At 68.6% G+C, this 5,074-nt stretch carries 5 protein-coding genes; all 5 read left to right on the top strand.

The window, feature by feature from the left end:
• On the top strand, positions 1-1,176 hold a 1,176-nt coding region (gene mycP / locus A5771_RS09355), incomplete at its 5' end, for a type VII secretion-associated serine protease mycosin (RefSeq protein ID WP_064854945.1).
• On the top strand, positions 1,173-2,345 hold the full coding sequence (gene eccE / locus A5771_RS09350) for a type VII secretion protein EccE (protein WP_064854944.1): 1,173 nt from the start codon (positions 1,173-1,175) through the stop codon (positions 2,343-2,345). The genes mycP and eccE, both read left to right, overlap by 4 nt.
• The gene (gene eccA, locus A5771_RS09345) at positions 2,342-4,174 is read left to right on the top strand and encodes a type VII secretion AAA-ATPase EccA (RefSeq protein WP_064854943.1); all 1,833 of its coding nucleotides are present in this window, start codon (positions 2,342-2,344) and stop codon (positions 4,172-4,174) included. Before eccE ends, eccA begins: the two co-directional genes overlap by 4 nt.
• A 348-nt stretch (positions 4,175-4,522) precedes the next feature.
• Positions 4,523-4,822 (top strand): PE family protein, encoded by a 300-nt coding sequence (locus A5771_RS09340; RefSeq protein WP_064854942.1) that lies wholly within the window; start codon positions 4,523-4,525, stop codon positions 4,820-4,822.
• A 43-nt stretch (positions 4,823-4,865) separates the two neighbouring features.
• The coding region (locus tag A5771_RS09335) for a WXG100 family type VII secretion target (protein ID WP_082947152.1) at positions 4,866-5,074 on the top strand (209 nt) is incomplete at its 3' end.

The following is a 5,074-nucleotide window of genomic DNA, read 5'->3' as shown; positions in this document are numbered from 1 at the left end:
GGGGGGGGGGGGGGGGGGGGGGGGGGGCGCGCGCCGGCCCCCGGCCCGGCTCCCGGTCCGGCGCCGGGCCCTGCTCCCGGGCCGGGCAACAACGCGGCGGCATACACCACCGACGGCGCCGCCGGTGCCGCACGCCCGGGCGGGTACTCCGGGCGGGCGCGGATGGCGCCGGTCGACTTCCGCGCACCGAGTGCACCGCCACCGCCGGGGGCGGCGCCGGATGCGTTCAGCGGGATCGCTCCCGATGCGCAGCTGATCTCGATCCGCCAGTACAGCGCGGCCTTCGGCCCCAAGGAGCCGTTCGGTGACGGCCAGGACCCGCAGTTGCGGGAGAAGACCGACGGGATACGCACCATGGCGCGGGCGATCGTCCACGCCGCCAACATGGGCGCGCAGGTCATCAACATCTCCCAGGCCATCTGCATGAACGTGCGGAACATGCTCGATCAAGCCGATCTGGGCGCGGCGGTGCGCTATGCCGCGGTCGAGAAGAACGCGGTGATCGTCGCCGCCGCCGGCGATACGAGTTGGCGGGACTGCAAACAGAACCCGACTTACAACGCGATGCGTCCCGACGACCCGCGCGACTGGAACGGGGTCAACACCGTGGTGACGCCGGCGTGGTACGACGAGTACGTGTTGACCGTCGGCGCGGTGGACTCGGCGGGTGCGCCGCTGAGCAAGTCGAGTGTGGTCGGCCCCTGGGTGTCACTCGCCGCGCCCGGCACCGACATCGAAGGTCTCTCACCGCGCGACGACGGACTGATGAACGCCGTCGACGGACCGGAGAACTCCCTGCTGGTTCCGTCGGGCACCAGCTTCTCGACGGCGATCGTGTCCGGGGTGGCGGCCCTGGTGCGGGCCAAGTACCCGGAACTCTCGTCGCATCAGGTGATCAACCGGCTGACTCGTACGGCCCGGCCGCCGGCGCGCGGGGTCGACAATGTGGTCGGCTATGGCATCGTCGATCCGGTGGCGGCCCTGACTTGGGATGTCCCCGGCGGTCCGGCTCAACCGCCGGAACGGCTGTCGGCACCCCTGCATGTGCCGCCGATGCCGCCGGAACGCGACATGACCCCGGCCTGGGTCGCCGGCGGCGGGCTGTTGGCGGCGCTGGCCGCAGCCGGTGTGGCACTAGGAGTGGCAGCATTGCGACGATCGCGTAGGAATCGATGAAGGCACAGCACGCAGTAGGTTTGGACCTGTCGTGGACGCGGGTGACCACGGTCTTTCTGATCGACATGGGCATCCTGGTTCTCGCCGGCCGCTGGCCCGGCGACGCGAAAGCCGCCACCTACGCATGGTGGTCCGGTGTCGGCATTGCGGTGCTGGTCGCGCTCATCGCGCTGGTCACCTACCGGCGGGTGCCCATCAGCACGATGTGGGCGGCTTGGCTGGGCGACCAGTTCGCCGACCCGGAGCCAGCACTGAGCCGGGGACGGACTCGCGCGGTCGACCATCACCGCCGCTTCGGCCGCGAGCCGATCGGGATGCGCGAACACCAGGGCCGACTGGTGACGGTGATCTCGGTGGGCGGGCGAGCGGTGCAGGCGACCGGGCGGCACCGGCGTGGCTCGGAGCCGGTGACGCTGCCGCTGGAGCGCCTCGCCGCCGGCCTGCGCCAGTTCGACGTGCGGCTGGACAGCATCGACATCGTCACGGTCGGAACCCGCAATGCCCCCGCTGATGTCGAGGAGGTCGACTTCGACGACGACACCCCGTCGATGCCGGATCACCGCCAGACCTGGCTGGTGCTGCGGATGGACCCCCAGCACAACGTCAACGCGGTGGCGGCGCGCGACTCGCTGGCCGCCACGCTGGCCGCAGCGACCGAGCGGCTGGCCGAGGAGATCGACGGGCGCCAGCTCATCGCGCGGGCGCTGCGCGCCGACGAGTTCGAGGCCGTCGACGACGCCGTCCTGGCGGGTCTGGAGGCCGGACAGCTTCGGCACCGGCTATTCCGGACCCCGCCCGAAGGCCACGTCACCAACTTCTGGGTATCGCCGGCCGACATCTCCGTCGAGAACCTGGAGCACCTGTGGTATCCGGAGACCGATACGACGGTGGTCACGGTGCGGCTCGCCCCCGGGGGCGGCCGGACGACCGCTGTCTCGGTGCTGGTGCGCTACCACAGCACCGGCCGGCTGGGCCGAAACGTGCGGGCCGCGCTGAACCGGTTCGTGGGCCGGCGTCAGCTGGAGGCGGTCTGCGCCAGCCTCCCGGCGCCTACGGCGCATCCGCGGATGGCGGTGCCCAGCCGGGAGTTGCAGGACGGCGACCACCTGGCGGTGTCGGTCGACGCCGTGCCGGAGTACGAGACTCCGTCGCCCGGGACGCGGTCGTGACCGCACCCCAATCCGCCACGAACGACGCGCGCAACGCGATGGTCGCCGGCATGCTGGCCTCCGGAATCTCGGTCAACGGGTTGCAGCCCAGCCACAACCCGCAGGTCGCGTTGCAGATGTTCACCACCGCCTCCACGATCGACCCGAGCATGTGCGACGCCTGGCTGGCCCGGGTGCTGGCCGGTGACTCCGACCTCGAAGTGTTGGCCAACGCCTGGAGGACGGTCCGCACCTTCGGTTGGGAGATCAGGCGACTTGGCTTGTCCGACTTGGAATTCCATCCCGAGGTCTCCGACGGGATGTTCCTGCGGCTGCGGGTCACCAGTGTGGAATCGCTGGCCGCCGCTTATGTCGCCGCCCTGGCGGAAGCCAAGCGTTACGAGGAGGCCGCCAAGCTGCTCGACGGCATCGAGCCGCGAAACGCCTTTGAGACGGAGCTGGTCAGCTACGTGCGCGGCCTGCTGTACTTCCGGACCGGGCGCTGGCCGGACGTGCTGAAGCAGTTCCCGGCGGCCACCCCGTGGCGCCAGCCAGAACTCAAGGCCGCGGCCGCGGCGATGGCCACCACCGCGCTGGCTTCGCTGGGGGTCTTCGAGGAGGCGACGCGGCGGGCGCAGGAGGCCATCGAGGGCGACCGGGTGCCCGGCGCCACCAACGTCGCGCTCTACACCCAGGGCATGTGCATGCGACACCTGGGCCGCGAGGACGAAGCCGCCGAGTTGCTGCGCCGGGTGTATTCCCGAGACGCGAAGTTCGCGCCGGCCCGTGAAGCACTGGACAACCCCGACTACCGGCTGATTCTGACCGACCCCGAAACCATCGAGGCCCGCACGGATCCGTGGGACCCCGACAGCGCCCCGACCCGGGAGCAGGCCGAAGCGCACCGGCATGCCGAGGAGGCCGCCAGATACCTGGCCGAAGGCGACGCTGAGCTGGCCGCCATGCTCGGCATGGAGCAGGCCAAGCGAGAGATCAAGCTGATCAAGGCGACCACCAAGGTGAACCTGGCGCGCGCCAAGATGGGCCTGCCGGTTCCGGTCACCTCTCGGCACACCTTGTTGCTCGGCCCGCCCGGCACCGGCAAGACATCGGTGGCGCGCGCCTTCACCAAGCAGTTGTGCGGCCTGACGGTGCTGCGCAAACCGCTGGTGGTCGAGACCAACCGTTCCAAGCTGCTGGGCCGCTACATGGCCGACGCGGAGAAGAACACCGAGGCCCTGCTCGAGGGCGCGCTCGGCGGCGCGGTGTTCTTCGACGAGATGCACACCCTGCATGAGCGCGGTTACAGCCAGGGCGACGCCTACGGCAACGCGATCATCAACACGTTGCTGCTCTACATGGAGAACCATCGTGACGAGCTGGTGGTGTTCGGTGCCGGCTACGCCAACGCCATGGACAAGATGCTCGAGGTGAATCAGGGCCTGCGGCGGCGGTTCTCGACCGTGATCGAGTTCTACAGCTATACCCCACCGGAGCTGTTGGAACTGACCAAGATGATGGGGGCGGAGAACGAGGACGTGGTCAGCGACGAAGCGGTCGAGGGCCTGCTGCCGTCCTACACCAAGTTCTACAACGACGAGAACTACTCCGAAGACGGCGATCTGATCCGCGGCATCGACGTGCTGGGCAACGCGGGATTCGTCCGCAACGTGGTGGAGAAGGCTCGAGACCACCGCAGCTTCCGGCTCGACGACTCCGAACTCGACGCGGTGCTGGCGGGCGACGTCACCGAATTCAGCGACGAATGGTTGCACAAATTCAAGGAATTGACCCGCGAGGATCTTGCCGAAGGTCTCAGCGCGGCGGTGGCCGAGAAGAAACCTTCCTGACCCGACAGCTTCCCGGCAGCCGATTCACAGTGCCGCGACCGCGCGCCCGGGTTGACGCTTGCTGATACCAGTGCCACCATTGCGCAGGTAGGGGCCGGTACTTCACCCCAGCCCCATCGGTACGCGGTGGCGCGAGGAGGTGACGACGAGACTTGTTTCCCGGTGATTGTGGCTATCGCCGGAGATCGGCGAATGTTTCGTTCCGATCCGGCTTCGGCTCCGTTTCTACTTTCTAAAATCACGTTGTGTCGGGCCCGCTCCGGTTTGACGGTTTACCGTTGTCACCGGGTACACGCTCGACGCGCCCGGTGGTCGTTTACCCGACCGGCACCCTTGGAGGAGGGCCCCATGACATTTGTGAACACCCAACCCGAGGCGCTTACCGCCGCCGCGGGCAACCTGGCCGCCATCGGCTCGGCGCTGAGCGCCCAGAACGCCGCCGCGGCAACACCGACCACCGGAGTGGTCCCGGCTGCGGCGGACGAGGTTTCGGCGCTGACCGCGGCCCAGTTCGCTGCGCACGCCAGCATGTACCAGTCGATCAGCGCGCAGGCCGAGGCCATCCACCAGGCCTTCGTCGCCACGTTGAACACCAGCGCGAATTCCTACGCTGCGACTGAAGCGGCCAACGCCGCGTCGGCCGGTTAACCACTGCGTCACAAGAGGTTTCACGGAGCAAGGAGAAGTTTTCATGGCAACACGTTTTATGACCGATCCGGACGCGATGCGCAGCATGGCGGGGCGTTTCGATGTGCACGCCCAGACGGTGGAGGATGAGGCCCGGCGGATGTGGGCGTCGTCGACCAACATCTCGGGTGCGGGCTGGGGTGGTCTGGCCGAGCGGACCTCGATGGACACCATGGGTCAGATGCAGACGGCGTTTCGCAACATCGTGAACAT

The sequence above is a fragment of the Mycolicibacter sinensis genome, from assembly GCF_001667375.1.
Classification (GTDB): Bacteria; Actinomycetota; Actinomycetes; order Mycobacteriales; family Mycobacteriaceae; genus Mycobacterium; species Mycobacterium sinense_A.
Note: the sequence above shows the minus strand (reverse complement) of the source record. Positions and strands in the feature narration are given on the sequence as shown.

What these genes read in the sequence shown, in the direction of transcription:
- eccE (WP_064854944.1), top strand. Translation starts at nt 1,173, where the DNA reads ATGAAGGCACAGCACGCAGTAGGTTTGGACCTGTCGTGGACGCGGGTG.
- A5771_RS09340 (WP_064854942.1), top strand. Translation starts at nt 4,523, where the DNA reads ATGACATTTGTGAACACCCAACCCGAGGCGCTTACCGCCGCCGCGGGC.